The organism is Methanosaeta sp. UBA356 (assembly GCF_002496465.1).
Taxonomy (GTDB): Archaea; Halobacteriota; Methanosarcinia; order Methanotrichales; family Methanotrichaceae; genus Methanothrix; species Methanothrix soehngenii.
Genome location: NZ_DAKC01000064.1, coordinates 3,542 through 17,438 on the forward strand (window position 1 = coordinate 3,542; position 13,897 = coordinate 17,438).

A 13,897-nucleotide genomic window follows, 5' to 3' on the forward strand; every position below is an offset into this window, starting at 1 on the left:
TCTTTGCGCACATTCTCCGGTGACTCGACTCCCCTGGGGGACAGGATTCTCCAGCATGCCCTTCCAGGAAGCACAATCCTCCTGGTGACGGATGGCTACAGCAATAGCGGCCGATCGCTAGAAGATGCCCTCGCCCTGGCCAGGAGCTCGAATAGCACTGTCTTTGCCCTGGACATCGATCCGGTGAAAGGCGATGCCGGGGTGGAGATATCAGGACCAAACACCGCTGTCCTGGGAGGGGACTACCCCTTCCGGGTGATGGTGAGAAGCTCCCTTGACTACAGCGGACCCCTATCGGTCTATGCCGATGAGAAAAAGATCTACAGCGACCAGATCCAGGCCAATGGGAGCGCCTCGATCAAGATCTCTCATTCCTTCCTGGAGACGGGAAACCATATCCTCAGAGCGGTGATCGCCCCGGATATGCAGCCGGCAAACGATGTTTACCAGAAGTCGATATATGTCGTCCCCAAGCCGGAGGTTCTCCTCCTCACCTCAAGCGACTCGTCCCTGGCCCAGAACCTGGATGATCTTTATAAGCTGACTGCAGCCTCTGAGCTTCCCCCCAGCCTGGATAGCTATAAGTCCATTATCCTTGACGATATCGAATACAGCTCGAGCCTCGACCGGCTGGAGGATTATGTGCGCGAGGGTGGCGGCCTGGTGGTAGTGGGAGGCAAGAATTCCTACGACCTGGGAGAATACCGCAACTCGACTCTGGAGAGGTTCCTGCCTGTGCAGTCCTTTCCCAGCCGCTTTGAGGGAGGCAAGACGCTCATCTTCGTCCTGGACATCTCCTTCAGCCTGCTGTCCACTCTCACCAAGGACGGGACCACCCTGCTAGACTATGAGAAAGCCCTGGCGGTGGAGCTGTTGCATTCCCCCCAGTTCCAGGATTACAATGTGGGACTGGTGGTCTTTGGAACCCGGGCCTATAATGTGATCGATCCCGTGCCCTTATCCCGGAGCCAGAACGTCCTCGCGGACAGAATCGCTACCCTTGCCCCCACAGGAACGGAAAACAGCTATCTTGACTCTGGCCTCGAGCTGGCCAGAGATATGATCCAGGCCAGCGGAGGCGAGGGGGAGATGATTGTCCTCTCCGATGGAAACCTCCAGAACTATGGGGATGTCGTAGTACGATCCAAGGAGCTGATCCGGGAGATGAACATCACCACCAGGCTGATTCAGGTCCAGGCCATCCCTGGCGCGACGGGTAGCTTCCCGGATATCGCCAGCAGCACGGGCTCGGAGTTCACCTATTTCGTTTATCCCGACTCTCTGACCACCATCAGCACCCCTCTGCCCGAGGAGACGAGGCCGCCGGAGAAGAACATCACTAGCTACGACCTGGCAGTGGTCAACCAGAACCACTATATCACCACCGATCTGGAGCTGAACGCCACCATCACTGGCTTCAATGATGTCACCCCCAAACCCGGCTCTTTGAGGCTGGTGGCACTGACCGATGGCAAGCCCGTCCTCACCGTCTGGCGTTACGGCCTGGGGAGGGTAGCGGCCCTGACCACAGACAACGGCATTTCCTGGGCCGGTCTGCTATATCGCAGCCCCAGCTCTCAGCTGATATCCTCCGTCGTCAACTGGGCGGTGGGCGATCCCCGGCCGCAGGAAGACAGAGTGGAGGGAGAGGATGGATGGCAGAACACTCCCTTGCAGATCACCATTGCCAGCAACTCCCGGCCCAGCCTGCCCGGGGCGAACGTGGAAAAGATAGGGGACAATAGATACACGGCGACGTTTACTCCCAACAGCAGCGGCATCTACTATATAGGAGACTACGGAGTTGCTGTCAACTACCCCCTGGAGTACAGATACATCGGATACAATCCAGATCTTCCCAGCCTGATCATGGCCAATGGAGGCAAGGTCTTCACCGAGGAGGAAGCGGGGAGGAGCCTGATTGCAGAAGCATCTCGGGTCAGCCAGAGGATGACAGAAGAGAGGGTATCCAGAAGGGACGCTCTGCTCATCATCGCCCTCTTGATATTCCTGTTGGAGATTGTATCAAGAAAGATCAATGACATACGAAGGCAGGGGCGGACAAAGCCGTGAGGTCACCATCAGATTTTAATAGCATAATCAGCCTGTAGTGAGATATATTATGGAGGTAACTGCCACCAAATGAGTTCTCAAATGTGTGCCGTCTGCGGCCTTCCACAGGAGCTATGCATCTGCGAGGAGGTTGCCAAGGAGCAGCAAAGGATCGTAGTCAAAGTTCAGAAGCGTAGATATGGAAAAGAGGTGACAGTTATCCAGGGCATTGATCCTCATGAGATCGATCTGCAGGAGCTGTGCACTCACCTGAAATCCAAGCTGGCCTGCGGCGGGACGGTAAAGGACAGTCTGATCGAGCTTCAAGGCAATCATATACAAAGGATCAAGGATATCCTGGTCAAGAAGGGATTCGGCGCAGACCAGATAAGCACCTGAATCCCATTTCGCAGGTTTTTATCGATGGGCAGGCAGATCCTAACTTACGTATTTTCTTTGCTCATTTTCTTTTCTTAAAAAAGGATTGATTATGATGAGGGAGAGCGCAATGCCTGGCTGCCCCCCTCCTCTTGAATTGCATTGGAAGGAGCCACCTCGTCTGAGCTCATAACAATTGAGAATATCCACTCGCTCAGGCTGGCGCAATGCTCGGGAATGCATTCCTCTATGCAGCCGGCGCAGGGCTCAAAGGCATCCAGAGCCATAAGAGGATCGAAACGTCTGCCGCTAGTCCTGCTGACGCAAAAGAGCCTATAAGTCCTGATGCCGTCGACCGACTCCACCTCTCGGGTAATATGGCGATCTTTGAGCAGCTTGGCCACTATGCGAGAGCATTTTCTGGAATCGATCTTCAGAGCCTTCCATAGATCGCTTTGCAGGGCTCCCTCAGGATGCGATTTAATGTAATCTAATGCTTCCTCGACAGACATCCCCGACACTCACTCCACTGGGCTGATTAGAATGATGTTATTGCCGCGCAGGATGACCGATCCCAAAGAGCGAGTCTTCTCGCCCCCGATCAGCTCCACGGTCTCCAGCAAGTGCAGGTTCAAGTACTCATCTACGCTGTTGAGAACACCCTCCAGCACGTATCGGGGTGATCCCTTCATCTCTACCTGAATCTTGCTACCTACCAGACTCTGTACCTTCTTAGTTGGGAACATATTTCAGACTCCTTGGCCACTTCGACGGATAACCCTTATGCAGTTTCACTGGTCTATATTGATGCGGTCGATACCCGTCATATCTAGACGGATACCACACCTTTTATCCCAGCGACGCTCTTCACGAGCTCCTTCTCGATGAAGTTCTTCAGGGTCATCTGGGAGAATGGACAGCCCGCACAATGCCCCTGCAGCCTTACGGTCACAATGCCATCACTGATATCGACGAGCTCAACATCTCCGCCGTCCACGCGAAGGCCCTCCCGGATCTTTCCCAGGGCCGCCTCCACCTCGTCATTTAGGTTTTGCATGAGTATTATCGTCTCCTTTAACCTTTATGGAATTAACCTGGTGCCCGATTATGGTAAACCTTATCCCTTTTAAAGCTTCCTCGAGCTCTTTTATGAGCCGCTGACACTTATCTGGGCCTACAACGGTATTGACCATGACTCCGGGCTCTGAATGATCTCGGATGGCCTTCAATGCCATATCGGGATCCTCGCTCAGCTGGAAGCTCTTCCAGTTGGTGGGTGCCATTCCTTGATACTCAATGAGATAAAAGCCGGTGATTCCAAGCTCCGTCAAGCTGTTGATGACTCTGACGAGATGCTCGTGATCTACAAAAATCTTGACCATGGTCTTCATGGAGTTTCCTCACCTATATATCGGCCATAAGACCTTATAAAACTTCGCGATACCGGGATATTCTTTTATCCTACCCAGGCCATGCATTCCCTACCATGCCATCCAGAGATATCAGAGACGTGCTGAAGAGCAGGGGAATCACTGAGGAAGAGATCATATCTGCAGCAATGGAGCTATACTTCCCCCATCCCGGAGTGGAGACGCGCGAGCGAGCAGAAGCCGTATTCCGCCGGGAGATGAACCTAGCTCTGTCCGACCCCAATCTGGCCCTGCTCATATACGCCGCCCTCCTCCTGGAGGTGGAGGGAGAAAGGCGCAACCTTCCCAACCTGAAACCGTCCGACTATGAGAACGATCTGACCTGCCTCATCGCGGACGAGGTCATAGGCCTGAGCATAGCCAAGTACGTGGGCGGATATAAGGGGCTGTTCGATTATGTGCGCTACGACAAGGCCAAACCGGGAATACTCTCCCGGCTGGGACCCTTCCTGGATGATGCTCTGGCCGGGCTTATCGGCGGAGTCTCAGCCAACATGTACACCAGAGCGGCAACGAATCCGGGGAGCGGGAATTGAAAGGCCTCTTGTTCGCCCTTAAATCCGGCTTCGGATGGCTATCCGCCATACCGGTAGGCATATCCATGGAGGGGGTGGAAGCCCTGATGAACCATGTCTATGTCTTTCCCCTGGTGGGCTTGGTTTTGGGGGCGATCCTGGGAACGGTATCCTACATCGCTCTGCAGGCATTTCCGGCGAGCCTGGTTGCCGTAGTGGTAATAGTCGCTATCTACTGGCTATGCGGCATAAACCACATCGACGGCCTGGCAGACTTTGCTGATGGTGTCATCGCTCACGGTACAAGGGAGAAGAAGATCGCTGCGATGAAGGACGTATACATGGGAACCGGAGGAGGACTGTATATCGTCGTTTTAATCCTGGCGGCATTTGCCGTCCTGTCCAGCCTGCCGGAAAGGCTCTTGCCCCTGGCACTTCTCACCGCAGAGGTCAGTGCCAAAGAGGCTATGATATCCTTTGCTGCCTTCTCCAGCTCCCTGCAGAAGGGATTTGGGCAGATAATGATTCAGAGGACGGATAAGGGCCAATTCCTCCTGGGCCTGGTCATATCGGCGGTCATCTGCTCACTCGCCCTTGGAGCTCTCGGACTGGCGATCCTGGCCGCAGCCCAACTGGCCGCACTTTACCTGGTATGGGTCTCGAAGAGAAACTTCGGCGGAGCGACTGGTGACGGCATTGGAGCGACAAATGAGATTGCACGGGTGACTGCTCTCGCTGCCGCCCTGGCGTTAGGAGGTGTTCTGCCCTGGACGCTCTGGTGATGGCTGGAGGAAGGGGCTCCCGTCTGAATAGGGGAGAGAAGCCCATGGTGACGATCTTCGGCAGGAGGTTGATTGAGTATGTAGCCCTGGCCCTGGAGGATAGCTCAGTGGAGAAGATCTACGTCGCCACCACTGAGAATGTGCCCCTCACTCGGGCCTGGGCACGGGATTGGAGCCTATCCGTGGTGGATACTCCGGGGATGGGCTTTGTCCCGGACATGATCTCTGCGGTGAATGAGGCAATGGTTACCGATCCCATAATGGTCATCATGGCCGATCTGCCCCTGATCACAAGCGAGCTCATCGATACTATAATCGAGGTCTATGAAGAACGTCCTGAGCCAGCCCTCTCCACCCACACTCCACTGGATCTGCACCGCCGTCTGGGCCGGAGGCCCGACTCCCTCTTCAACTACCGGGGCCAGCTGATCGTGCCCTCAGGGATCAATGTGCTGGACGGAGGAGAGATCGAGAGAGAGCAGGAGGATTATCATCTGATAATGGAGAGGATAGAGCTGGCAGTGAATGTGAATGTGGCAGAGGACCTCCGCCTCTGCGAGCGGATACTGCAAGGTGATTTTATTTGAATGACACCATAACGATTAACGGCGAGAAGTTCTCTCTCGGAGACCTGATGTTGCTCACCGGCGAGGATGAGGTAAAAGAGCCGAAGGGCTATATTCTCCTCGTGGCCCGAGCATTGCGCAACCCATTGAGGCTTCCCTGGCTGCTCAAAGAAATATGCAGCCTCTGCATCAAGGAGGATGAGCAGAGGGATATGAGGCTTAGCCTGATCCGAGTGCAGGTCGATGCCGAGCTGAAGATGAACCAGGATATCCAGAGATTCCAGCAGAGGCGTTATGTTGCCCAGGTGATTGAGATCCTGCTGTTCAACGATCTGATGCTTGCCCCCAGGGAGGCAGTGGAAGAAGGCGATATGGAGTAGACGATGCCTGTGCCCATGGACCATTCCATATCTATGGCGCAAGGGAACTCCGGTCTTTAGGCCGGAGAAGCTGACCTTCCTTTCATATAACACACAGGAGCAAAAAAATCTGATTTCCGGGGAGAGGACCACCTGCCCAAGAAGCCCTTCCTGACCTTAAGGGCCCCGAGGCCTTAATTCCGGCATGGTACGACGCCGGGATCATGCCAGGGGGGCCTGGAAGGTCCTCGCAAGCTCAAGATCTAAGTGGTCTCATTCTGCATTTCTGCGGCGCTCGGTGATGCTGCAGTGCTCCCGGGTGCGGATGGGCTCCCTCGCACACTGCTTCCAACAAAAGCGGCCTTTGTCGTCAATCCCACTCTGGCGGCATTGACGGTGATGTTGCTCTTGCCGGCATCAGGATCGCGGCTCAAAAACTCATTGATGCTCTCGGTATATAGTGCCGATGAAACGCCACCGGGGCTCTTGGCGAAGGCGATGTTCCCAAATACTGCCGGACTGATCCCGGATAGATCCAAAGCATATGGATTCTTCCATACATACGTGGGATCGAATTGATTTATGATGCTCCTGTTTATTGCAGAAATATCTTCGCGATTACTAGCTACTGCCTCAGAAGGCAGCTGGGCAATTGCAGGCGCTATCAATGCCAGCATGGTCGCCAGGACCATTATGCTAAAAATCTTTGCCATATTAATCCTCCTAAATGCGCATCCTGCCCTCATTCCCACTCCCTGGCACAGATGCGATCGGTGATCGATTGATGCTTCTATCGCGGGAGATGAATGCTATTTCATCACCGCAGATAGCGGTTCGAACTATAATGATAATAAACCTTGTGGTTATCGTTTATCCCGCTCCAGAACCCGGAACTCGTACTTTCCTCCATCCATCCTGAGAGTCCATATCCTCCAGCCCGATGGGAAGCAGACGTTCTTATGAGCGATTCCCACAAGGTCGAACTGGATGGTATCACCCCTCTTGAACTCCCCTGCAGTCAGGGTCTCGCCCAAGGTGAGCGCCCCGATCTCCCTATTGTTCACCAGCAAGATCACATCGCGTTCTCCGGCTCTGGTCATGGTTACATACAAGGTGCCGTCGATCGGGGCGGCGATGTCTGGTGACGGTGGGAAGGCTAGAACTGGACTCAAGCCTATGGCAGCGGAATAGAATGGGAAAGCTGAGCCTATGCCGCACTCTCCCTGCTTGATTCTGAACCACCCTCCCTCCCCCCAAGTGAGACCCCAGGAGTTCTTCCCTATCCAGCAATCCTCCCCTTCGTCATAGCCAACGATCAGAATGGCATGGTTGCCTACGAAGTTCCCATAATCCTGACTATAAATCCCCCCATCATGCTCGAAGAAGTCTGCATAGACCGCCATGCCGCTCATTAGAGGGCCGGTTGAGGCGATATGGGCTTTGGCCTGCTCCGGGCTGAAGATCGTCTCAGAGAATGTGATGGCAGTCAATCTGCTCTTGAAATCCGGGCATGGCTTCCAGTCTCCAGCATAAGGACAGCAGAGCTCATCGCAAACCCCGGACTCTGCAGCCGTGAGCATCCGCCCGAATTGAGCACCGCTCTCGCATTTTCCACCTCCTCGGGGAAAAAGATAGGCCTCAGAGAGATCGGGCTGCAATTTGGGGTCCTGATTTGCGATCTTTATCATGGACTCCATCAGGGCGATGGTGGCGAAGGCAACGGAGCTACTGCATTTTCCCTGATCGCGGATGGGGGTGGTAAAGTCTTCGCCCTCAATACTCCTCCAGTCAAAGGAAGAGGGATGCTCCACCGCCCTCAGAAGCTTTGCCATGGCAACAAACATAGCCATATTATGCTGAATCTCTGCTGGCGATACTATCAGCCCGGTCGAATATGTCTTTCCCATTGTCTTCATCTCCAATCAATGCTCAGACGGCAATTCTGCCAACATCGCTATCTCCGCCGCACAGTCTATTGGTGGCTAAGACGAAATGCATACGAAATATCCAATCCCCGGGGCTGCATTCCTTGGCTTGAGTTCATTTGGAGGGACGACATTTCTATAGCATAATAGGCTGGATGAAATATATACTTGTCCGCTTTTCAGGTAATGCCAACCGACTGGAGGTGGACGCCTCTTCCCTGGGATACGTTTAAAATTATAACGAAGATAATTGACAGGCAGGTGGGCAAAAGTGAGACGAACTGACATGCAAATGGCATTTGTTTTGATGTTGCTATCATGCTTATCGATTCAGGCCATAGCCCTGGATCCCGGCACCATCGCAGTGCCCAGTATCACCGGAGCCAACATGGATATGCCCAAGCCCCTGATCACTCCCCCCAGCATGGATATGGCAAATTCCCCCACCAAAGTCACCGTGGTGGAAGGGAAGAGAGATCCGTTCTCTGATGGATCGCCATTCAATGAGACTGAAACCAGCGAAGCAGATAAAGTGAGCGGGGATTGGACGGTGAGATTTGCCAATCGGAGCGATGTCTCCCTGGGCCTCGACCTCTGGGCCTCCGGTGGGAGCAAGGTGATGGGCTTTGGCGAACTGAGAGAGGGCCTGGCGAAGAACTCCGTATCTGCCAGCGGCTCCTTCGAGGGAGAACTGCTAATGCTGAAGGTCAAATCGGCGGCGCCAAAATTCCCGGATCAAAGGTATGACGGATGCGATCTTGATCTGGTTTTAGCGAATGAAACGCTATTTGGAGCTTATATACTGAAGTGGAATGGTGAGATCATGGACGAGGGAAATGCCACCGCCGTGAGGATATAGGCCCCTGGAATGGCTTTGCATCGAGAAACAATTTATATGGCTTAAAGACCACCAGAAATGGAAGCATTATGGTCCTGGACAACTTAGGCGGATCGCTGCGCAATGCCCTAAAGAAGATTGCCTCAGCGAATAAGATAGATAAAGCACTGGTCGACGAAGCGGTACGGGAGATTCAGCGTGCCCTCCTGCAAGCAGACGTGAATGTGAAGCTGGTGATGCAGCTATCCAACACCATCAAATCGAGAGCATTGGACGAGAAGCCCGCTCCGGGCATGAACCCAAGGGAGCATGTGATCAACATCGTCTACCAGGAGCTGATAAACCTTGTAGGCCGCGGTGCCGACATCCCTCTGAAAAAGCAGAACATCATGCTCGTGGGCCTGCAGGGCTCGGGAAAGACGACTACCGCAGCGAAGCTCGCCACCTTCTTCCAGAGGAAAGGCTTACGCACTGCGGTAATATGCGCTGACACCTTCCGGGCAGGAGCCTATGACCAGCTCAAGGCTCTGTGCGAGAAGCAGGGCATATTCTTCTACGGCGAGAAGGGCAACACCGATGCCCCGGCAGTAGCCAGGAACGGCCTGGAGGCCACAAAAAAATACGATATACGGATCGTCGATACCGCAGGGAGGCATGCCCTGGAGGGGGACCTGATCCAGGAGATGAAGGACATCCACGCAGTGGTAAACGCCGATCAGAAGCTGCTGGTGATGGACGCCGCTTTAGGCCAGCAGGCCAGCGAGCAGGCGAAAGCGTTTAACGAGGCGGTCAACATCACCGGGGTTATCATCACCAAGCTTGACGGCACTGCCAAGGGCGGCGGAGCCCTTTCTGCGGTGGCGGAGACCAAGACCTCGGTGGCCTTCATCGGAGTGGGCGAGACGCCTGCGGATTTAGAGCGGTTTGAGGCCGATCGCTTCATCTCCCGCATGCTGGGGATGGGTGATATCAAAACCCTCATCGAGCGGGCCCAGGAGGTTCAGACCGAGCAGGAGGTGGATGTCGAGTCCTTGATGCGGGGCAAGTTCACCCTCAAGGATATGTACCAGCAGATGGAGGCCATGAACAAGCTCGGACCATTAAAGCAGATCATGCAGATGCTGCCCATGGGAGGTCTGGGCTTTGAGCTATCGGACAAAGAGTATCAGATGACCAAGGACAGGCTGGACAAATACCGGGTAGTCATGGACTCCATGACCGCCGCAGAGCTGGATGACCCCAAGATCATCACCGCCTCGCGCATCAAGCGCATATCCCAGGGCAGCGGCGCTTCGCCTGACCTCGTCCGCGAGCTGCTCAAATCCCATCAGGCCATGCAGAAGGCGCTCAAGGGGATGAGAGGAGGCATGGGCAAGATGAACATGAAGAGGATGATGAAGAGGTTCAACCCAGGCGCCAAGACATAACGATGCTCTGGCCATTGCTGCTTTTGTAGATGCTCTTATCGATTCGGCCCGATTGGCTGCCTTTTCTCTAGATCACTGGCTGCCTATGCATAAGAGGTGCTTGCCGCCGGTAATGGTGTGGCGGCGCTGATGATGGTTATCTCTTTATCTTGGGGTGCGGAAAGGATCACACTTCCAGTCAACGTTCCCGATTCGATCGGCATCCCCCGGGAAAATGCCTCATACACCCCGGTGATGGCAGTCTTGCTTGCGGACAGCTCCATTCTTATGACCTCCTCCCCTCCCGCAGCCATGACGAACACCATCAGGTCCTTTGTCCCAACCGACCCGGCGGCAGTGATGTTAATTCTTCGGCCTTCAGAGCTAAGCTGCCCTGAGCCCATAACCAGGTCATCCTGCTGAAACATCTCCAGATCCAGATGTCTGGCGGGGCTGCCCTTAAGATTCGCCGACCAGCTTCCGGTGAGGTTTAGCCCCCCGGAGAGGCCGACCTGTGCCTGCGATGACTCTTCCTCTCCCACGGTGATTGGGGTGAGTATTCCCCTGCCGGTAGAGACGGTACCCATATATCCTTGTGATGCTGCCCCCGAGAGGAGGATCAGCAAGACCAAGATCGCCATCGGAATTCCTTTCAAATGCAATTGCATTCACCACTCAAGCCTCTTTTCCACAGATGATACGGCAATCAAATGATATAGCAATCTCTGGTATAATAATCGTGGGCTTGAAAGGCGCAACTGAAAAAAAGGGGGATCTATTATATCCCGCCAGGGTATTTTGCGATTTTGCCGGGCCGGCTCTTGCCGGCCTTAAGTCCGCACTATGCCATCGCTGGAACGGCCACCGGCTGAACCGACAGCAGCTTTCCAGAGGCTATGCCCGGTTGGGTCACTCCCGGAGCGGTGTAGACGAAGCTGCCGTTCATGGATCCCGGGGTTATGGTCAGGCTCAAGCGATAAAGGCCCTGGCTCTGCACCGGGGACACGAACAGGGCCACTCTGTCGCCCAGTATAGTGCCCGCAGCGGTTACCTGAGCTGCGTTTCCATTCTGCATCAGTATACCATATCCCGATACTGCATCTTGGTTTTGGTACAGATTAAGGGTGAGGTAGCTGGTAGCTGCTCCGGTAAGGGTAAAGGACCAGTTCCCTGCTATTGCTACATACCTAACAGGCACCTTGGTGACGGCATTGGGGCTCATCCCCGTCTGTCTGTCGATATAAAACAGGCTCTCATTTCTAAAAGATAGCGATGGATCATCTGCAACGCCATAGACTCCTTCTTGAACCTCTTCTCGGATCACACTGCCGGACATATCCTCAGTGGGAAACTCCGGAACTGCATTGGCGCCAAGAGCCGCAGCCGATAGGCATGCGACCAGGGCCAACGCCATCAATACAAACTTGAATCCCATTCTCCTAATACCTCCATGTCATAGCATACCTGGGAGATCTTAAACCTTGTCTCTTCTGGAAAGGGGCGATCATGCGAAATGATAAAAAAAATTGGAAATTCAGTTCTTCGCCTGTTTAACCCTCTTGTAGTGCCGGTACATGATCCCCAGGGCATCTGCCACCTGCTCTGGGGTCGAGAAGACCGGTATTCCCGCCTTCTCCATCTTTATGACCCCGGGCATCTCAAACTCCTTTCCGGCAACGCAGGCGATGATGGGTTTTCCCTTGTAGTCGATGCTCTTCAGGGTATCAACATAGCTGTCCAGGATCTCCGCCTGGAGGATGACAATGAAGCTGCCCACATCAATGCTATCCACCCCGATCTCTATGGTGCTCTTCACAATCCTGGCGTCCTGGCTGAAGGTGTAGTCCACCGGGTTCATGCCGCAGACATAGTCCGGCAAAAGGTCCATCAGCCTCTTCTTCAGAGGCTCCTCCAGCTCGGAGAGGCGCATGCCATTGTCGATGATGGCATCGGCAGCTATCACCCCCAACGAGCCGGCATAGGTTATGATGAAAACCCCCTCCCGGTCAGGCAGGGGCTGCTTGGATATGGCTCTGGAAAGGTTGAACATATGCTCATAGTCTCGGGCGCGGATGATCCCCGACTGGCGGAAGACGGCGCTGTAGATCTGGTCGTTTCCGGCCAGAGAGGCAGTATGGGAGGCCACGGCCTTCTTTCCCGCCTCGGTCCGGCCGGACTTTAGCACCACTATGGGCTTTTTCATGGTGATTTGGCGAGCCTGGTCTATGAACCTTCTGCCGCCTTTCACCGACTCCAGATACATGCAGATGACATTGATGTTCTCGTCCTTGCTCACCGCCTCCATGATATCGGTCTCATTGATGTCCAATTTGTTGCCAATGGTGGCTATGATGCCGAAGTCCATGATATGGCGCAGCCCCCAGAGCATCCCGGCTGCACACACCCCTGCCTGGGATACCAGGCCGATGTTGCCCTGACTCAAGGCATCCACAATCCCTATGGACTGCACCATGCTGCAGTGAGTGTTGATGATCCCCGAGCAGTTCGGTCCGAGCAGCCGCACGCCATACCTATCTGCGATCTCTTTCATCTGCAATTCGATCTTCTTGCCTTCCGGCCCCAGTTCCGCAAACCCGGCCGACTCGACTACGATATAGCGCACGCCGCACTGGCAGCACTCCTCCACTACATCCGCGGTCATGCCTGCAGAGACCAGAATGATGGCCACATCCACTCGCTCGGGCACCGCGCTGATGCGGGGATAGGCCTTGATGCCATGAATCTCCTCTGCTCGGGGGTTAATGGGATAGAGCATACCCTTGAACTTGTGGCTGACCAGATTGGTGAAGACATTCCAGCCCAGCTTTCCTGGCGTACCCGAAGCCCCGATCACCGCTATGCTCTGAGGATAGAAGAGGTCATGCAGATCCTGCTTCTCTTTCCCGGCGGGTGGACTGGCCCTGGGCTCGCCCAGGATGATTCTGGCATCGACCACAGTGCAACCATGGGGATAGAGGAACACGGGATTAAGATCCATCTCCCAGATGCGGGGCTCCAAGTTCACAAAATCCGATATCCTCATCAGTAGATCCTTCAAGGCCTCGATATCCGCAGAGTGGCCCCGGCTGCCCTTGAGCAGGGAATACCCCCGGATCTCCTCGATCATCTCCTGTGCATCTGAGCGGGTGATGGGGATGGAGCGGAAGCTGACATCCTTCAAGACCTCAACGAATACCCCCCCCAGGCCGAACATCAGAACCGGCCCGAAGGTGGGGTCGTTTGCCACTCCCACGATGGCCTCTATTCCCGTCGGGGCCATCTTCTGCACAGAGATGCCCTCCACCGGCTTTCCCTGAAATGAGCTGACAATATCCCGGTAGGCTCGCCGGACGTCGTTCTCCTCATTCAAATGGAGCTTGACCCCACCTGCATCGGATTTATGGACTACATCAGGAGAGAGAACCTTCAAGGCCACTGGACTGGCCAGAGACTTGAATATCTCCACTGCCTCCTCTTCGGTTCTTGCTACCACGGTGCCGGTTGTGGATATCCCCAACTCCTCCAAAATGGCCTTGCTCTCATGCTCCATGAGGTAAGTTCTGTCTACTGATTTTGCCTGATCGATAATGTCTTTGATTACTTCTGCCATTTTCAACCCCAGATTGCTCTTTATCGTTCTGCTCTG

General features: G+C 54.5%; 17 protein-coding genes. 8 read left to right on the top strand and 9 right to left on the bottom strand.

Annotated features, from left to right (window positions below; genetic code table 11):
* Window positions 1-2,073, top strand: a 2,073-nt coding sequence (locus BP727_RS05390; RefSeq protein ID WP_286857774.1) for a vWA domain-containing protein, incomplete at its 5' end; no start/stop codon positions are given.
* 69 nt (window positions 2,074-2,142) lie between these two features.
* Complete coding sequence (gene yciH / locus BP727_RS05395; RefSeq protein ID WP_013719389.1) at window positions 2,143-2,451, top strand: stress response translation initiation inhibitor YciH; 309 nt, start codon at window positions 2,143-2,145, stop codon at window positions 2,449-2,451.
* Between the two features lie 89 nt (window positions 2,452-2,540).
* Here yciH and BP727_RS05400 read toward each other — a convergent pair whose 3' ends face one another.
* The 4 genes from BP727_RS05400 to BP727_RS05415 form a co-directional block, all read right to left on the bottom strand.
* Window positions 2,541-2,942 carry a helix-turn-helix transcriptional regulator gene (locus BP727_RS05400; protein ID WP_013719388.1) on the bottom strand — a complete coding sequence of 134 codons (402 nt, stop codon included), beginning with the start codon at window positions 2,940-2,942 and terminating at the stop codon, window positions 2,541-2,543.
* Window positions 2,943-2,951: 9 nt separating this feature from the next.
* Window positions 2,952-3,176 carry an LSM domain-containing protein gene (locus BP727_RS05405; RefSeq protein ID WP_048132106.1) on the bottom strand — a complete coding sequence of 75 codons (225 nt, stop codon included), beginning with the start codon at window positions 3,174-3,176 and terminating at the stop codon, window positions 2,952-2,954.
* 83 nt (window positions 3,177-3,259) lie between these two features.
* Window positions 3,260-3,487, bottom strand: a complete 228-nt coding sequence (locus tag BP727_RS05410) for a NifU family protein (protein ID WP_013719386.1) — start codon at window positions 3,485-3,487, stop codon at window positions 3,260-3,262.
* Window positions 3,471-3,821 carry an MJ1244 family protein gene (locus BP727_RS05415; protein ID WP_013719385.1) on the bottom strand — a complete coding sequence of 117 codons (351 nt, stop codon included), beginning with the start codon at window positions 3,819-3,821 and terminating at the stop codon, window positions 3,471-3,473. Before BP727_RS05415 ends, BP727_RS05410 begins: the two co-directional genes overlap by 17 nt.
* A 95-nt stretch (window positions 3,822-3,916) precedes the next feature.
* Here BP727_RS05415 and cobZ point away from each other — a divergent pair, with 95 nt between their 5' ends.
* From cobZ to BP727_RS05435, 4 genes are read left to right on the top strand one after another with little or no spacing between them, the layout of a single operon-like run.
* Window positions 3,917-4,396 carry an alpha-ribazole phosphatase CobZ gene (cobZ, locus tag BP727_RS05420; protein WP_052297539.1) on the top strand — a complete coding sequence of 160 codons (480 nt, stop codon included), beginning with the start codon at window positions 3,917-3,919 and terminating at the stop codon, window positions 4,394-4,396.
* Entirely contained in the window at window positions 4,393-5,157 is a 765-nt protein-coding gene (cobS, locus tag BP727_RS05425) for an adenosylcobinamide-GDP ribazoletransferase (protein WP_013719383.1), read from the top strand. The genes cobZ and cobS overlap by 4 nt, the downstream gene beginning before the upstream one ends.
* Window positions 5,157-5,744 carry an NTP transferase domain-containing protein gene (locus BP727_RS05430; RefSeq protein WP_013719382.1) on the top strand — a complete coding sequence of 196 codons (588 nt, stop codon included), beginning with the start codon at window positions 5,157-5,159 and terminating at the stop codon, window positions 5,742-5,744. The genes cobS and BP727_RS05430 overlap by 1 nt, the downstream gene beginning before the upstream one ends.
* Window positions 5,741-6,103 (top strand): hypothetical protein, encoded by a 363-nt coding sequence (locus BP727_RS05435; RefSeq protein WP_013719381.1) that lies wholly within the window; start codon window positions 5,741-5,743, stop codon window positions 6,101-6,103. Before BP727_RS05430 ends, BP727_RS05435 begins: the two co-directional genes overlap by 4 nt.
* A 242-nt stretch (window positions 6,104-6,345) precedes the next feature.
* Here BP727_RS05435 and BP727_RS05440 read toward each other — a convergent pair whose 3' ends face one another.
* Both BP727_RS05440 and BP727_RS05445 read right to left on the bottom strand, forming a co-directional pair.
* A complete protein-coding gene (locus BP727_RS05440) occupies window positions 6,346-6,795 on the bottom strand; it encodes a hypothetical protein (protein ID WP_013719380.1) in 450 nt (149 codons plus the stop codon).
* A gap of 150 nt (window positions 6,796-6,945) precedes the next feature.
* Complete coding sequence (locus BP727_RS05445; RefSeq protein WP_157863718.1) at window positions 6,946-7,989, bottom strand: C1 family peptidase; 1,044 nt, start codon at window positions 7,987-7,989, stop codon at window positions 6,946-6,948.
* 325 nt (window positions 7,990-8,314) lie between these two features.
* On the opposite strand from BP727_RS05445, the gene BP727_RS05450 reads away from it, so the two are divergent.
* Together BP727_RS05450 and BP727_RS05455 are read left to right on the top strand one after the other, a co-directional pair.
* The gene (locus tag BP727_RS05450; RefSeq protein ID WP_162145008.1) at window positions 8,315-8,866 is read left to right on the top strand and encodes a hypothetical protein; all 552 of its coding nucleotides are present in this window, start codon (window positions 8,315-8,317) and stop codon (window positions 8,864-8,866) included.
* Window positions 8,867-8,934: 68 nt separating this feature from the next.
* Window positions 8,935-10,272: a signal recognition particle protein Srp54 gene (locus BP727_RS05455; protein WP_013719377.1), complete on the top strand. Its 1,338-nt coding sequence runs from the start codon at window positions 8,935-8,937 to the stop codon at window positions 10,270-10,272.
* A gap of 83 nt (window positions 10,273-10,355) precedes the next feature.
* Here the strand turns inward: BP727_RS05455 and BP727_RS05460 are convergent, their stop codons facing one another.
* The 3 genes from BP727_RS05460 to BP727_RS05470 form a co-directional block, all read right to left on the bottom strand.
* Window positions 10,356-10,892 carry a hypothetical protein gene (locus BP727_RS05460; protein WP_048132100.1) on the bottom strand — a complete coding sequence of 179 codons (537 nt, stop codon included), beginning with the start codon at window positions 10,890-10,892 and terminating at the stop codon, window positions 10,356-10,358.
* A 200-nt stretch (window positions 10,893-11,092) separates the two neighbouring features.
* Complete coding sequence (locus tag BP727_RS05465) at window positions 11,093-11,686, bottom strand: hypothetical protein (protein WP_273271792.1); 594 nt, start codon at window positions 11,684-11,686, stop codon at window positions 11,093-11,095.
* Between the two features lie 99 nt (window positions 11,687-11,785).
* Window positions 11,786-13,897, bottom strand: a 2,112-nt coding sequence (locus BP727_RS05470) for an acetate--CoA ligase family protein (RefSeq protein WP_324306739.1), incomplete at its 5' end; no start/stop codon positions are given.

What these genes read in the sequence shown, in the direction of transcription:
- BP727_RS05415 (WP_013719385.1), bottom strand. Translation starts at nt 3,821, where the DNA reads ATGAAGACCATGGTCAAGATTTTTGTAGATCACGAGCATCTCGTCAGA.
- BP727_RS05460 (WP_048132100.1), bottom strand. Translation starts at nt 10,892, where the DNA reads ATGGCGATCTTGGTCTTGCTGATCCTCCTCTCGGGGGCAGCATCACAA.
- BP727_RS05400 (WP_013719388.1), bottom strand. Translation starts at nt 2,942, where the DNA reads ATGTCTGTCGAGGAAGCATTAGATTACATTAAATCGCATCCTGAGGGA.
- BP727_RS05445 (WP_157863718.1), bottom strand. Translation starts at nt 7,989, where the DNA reads ATGGGAAAGACATATTCGACCGGGCTGATAGTATCGCCAGCAGAGATT.
- cobZ (WP_052297539.1), top strand. Translation starts at nt 3,917, where the DNA reads ATGCCATCCAGAGATATCAGAGACGTGCTGAAGAGCAGGGGAATCACT.
- BP727_RS05440 (WP_013719380.1), bottom strand. Translation starts at nt 6,795, where the DNA reads ATGGCAAAGATTTTTAGCATAATGGTCCTGGCGACCATGCTGGCATTG.
- BP727_RS05455 (WP_013719377.1), top strand. Translation starts at nt 8,935, where the DNA reads ATGGTCCTGGACAACTTAGGCGGATCGCTGCGCAATGCCCTAAAGAAG.
- BP727_RS05450 (WP_162145008.1), top strand. Translation starts at nt 8,315, where the DNA reads ATGTTGCTATCATGCTTATCGATTCAGGCCATAGCCCTGGATCCCGGC.
- yciH (WP_013719389.1), top strand. Translation starts at nt 2,143, where the DNA reads ATGAGTTCTCAAATGTGTGCCGTCTGCGGCCTTCCACAGGAGCTATGC.
- BP727_RS05405 (WP_048132106.1), bottom strand. Translation starts at nt 3,176, where the DNA reads ATGTTCCCAACTAAGAAGGTACAGAGTCTGGTAGGTAGCAAGATTCAG.
- BP727_RS05410 (WP_013719386.1), bottom strand. Translation starts at nt 3,487, where the DNA reads ATGCAAAACCTAAATGACGAGGTGGAGGCGGCCCTGGGAAAGATCCGG.
- BP727_RS05430 (WP_013719382.1), top strand. Translation starts at nt 5,157, where the DNA reads ATGGCTGGAGGAAGGGGCTCCCGTCTGAATAGGGGAGAGAAGCCCATG.
- BP727_RS05465 (WP_273271792.1), bottom strand. Translation starts at nt 11,686, where the DNA reads ATGGGATTCAAGTTTGTATTGATGGCGTTGGCCCTGGTCGCATGCCTA.